Origin of the sequence: Pseudomonas sp. Sample_10, from assembly GCF_004321495.1 — a bacterium.
Lineage (GTDB): Bacteria > Pseudomonadota > Gammaproteobacteria > Pseudomonadales > Pseudomonadaceae > Aquipseudomonas.
Window position 1 is genome coordinate 1 of sequence record NZ_RCOE01000088.1, and the last position, 1,421, is coordinate 1,421.

Consider the following 1,421-nt stretch of genomic DNA (forward strand, 5'->3'; position numbering starts at 1 on the left):
AGAAGAACACCAGGCCGTATTTGCCTTTGATGGCCGAGGACAGGGTGAAGCTGTCTACGATTTCGCCATTGCCGAGTACGGCCGGTACGGTGAAGTCAGGGGCTTGTTTGCCTACGAGTACGCTCATTGGATATCTCCTGGTGTAGAAACGTGAATAACAAGGTTTGCGCCAGCCTGCCACTCTCAGGCGACAGCCCTGTGACACAAATCCGTTGCGCAAAGACCGGCCATCATACACTGCGTGTTTGGCCTGTCCTCAACGGTTTTTCCTGCTGGCGTAAAATTGCAGGAGCAAAATCAGCGCCTGCGCAGTGAAGAAAAACCGTTCGTCAGCCCTGGAGAAATGTTGCCTCAAAGCACTTTGACAATCATTCTCGTTAACATTAAGATCCATCGCATTCGAGCATAAACAAGCGACGGTCTTCTCTTATGTATGTTTGCCTCTGCACTGGTGTCACCGACGGTAAAATCCGCGATGCGATCTATGAAGGATGCTGCAGCTACAAAGAAGTCCGTTTAGCCACAGGCGTTGCCAGTCAATGTGGAAAATGTGCCTGCCTGGCCAAGGAAGTGGTCCGTGAAACCCTGATGGAACTGCAAACCGCGCAAGCTGCGATTCCTTTTCCCGCAGAATTTACCGCCGCCTGAATATCCCATTTCAAAGAACCGGACTGATGTCCGGTTTTTTTATGCCTGAAAATCAACCAGTTAGATGCTAGACGCGGAACACAAACATTCTTATTCCGATTAATTTTCATATATTATTCAATAACTTAGGTTTGACACTCTTAGTTGCGCGGCTCAAACTCTGCCTTATAGACAGCTAATAAAGGGCAGGACCCCATCATGAAAGGCGACATTACAGTCATCCAGCATCTCAACAAGATCCTTGCCAATGAGCTGGTCGCGATCAACCAATACTTCCTGCATGCACGGATGTATGAGGATTGGGGTCTGAACAAACTCGGCAAACACGAGTATCACGAATCCATCGATGAGATGAAGCACGCGGACAAGCTGATCAAGCGCATCCTGTTCCTCGAGGGCCTGCCGAACGTGCAGGACCTGGGCAAGCTGCACATCGGCGAGCACACCAAGGAAATGCTTGAGTGCGACCTGCGTATCGAGAAAACCGGTCACGCCGATCTGAAAGCCGCCATCGCGCACTGCGAGAAAGTCGGCGACTTCGGTAGCCGTGAACTGCTTGAAGACATCCTTGAGTCCGAAGAAGAACATATCGACTGGCTGGAAACCCAACTGGGCCTGATCGACAAGATTGGTCTGGAGAACTATCTGCAATCGCAGATGGGCGAAGACGAGTAAGTTCGACGCGATTAATTGCGATGCAATAAAAAGCCCCGTTCTCTTTTGAAGAAGCGGGGCTTTTTTGTTCTTGCTCGTTGCAGGAGCTGAGCTTGCTC

Annotated in this window: 2 protein-coding genes and 1 pseudogene; 2 read left to right on the top strand and 1 reads right to left on the bottom strand. The window is 50.2% G+C overall.

Going from position 1 to position 1,421, the window contains the following annotated elements; translation table 11 throughout:
- Positions 1 to 127 (bottom strand): annotated as a pseudogene (locus tag D8U18_RS08505) (peroxiredoxin); the annotation flags it as partial.
- A 302-nt stretch (positions 128 to 429) separates the two neighbouring features.
- Between D8U18_RS08505 and D8U18_RS08510 the strand changes: the two are divergent.
- The gene (locus D8U18_RS08510) at positions 430 to 648 is read left to right on the top strand and encodes a bacterioferritin-associated ferredoxin (protein ID WP_056853602.1); all 219 of its coding nucleotides are present in this window, start codon (positions 430 to 432) and stop codon (positions 646 to 648) included.
- A 198-nt stretch (positions 649 to 846) separates the two neighbouring features.
- Entirely contained in the window at positions 847 to 1,323 is a 477-nt protein-coding gene (gene bfr, locus D8U18_RS08515) for a bacterioferritin (RefSeq protein WP_056853603.1), read from the top strand.
- Positions 1,324 to 1,421: the final 98 nt, after the last annotated feature.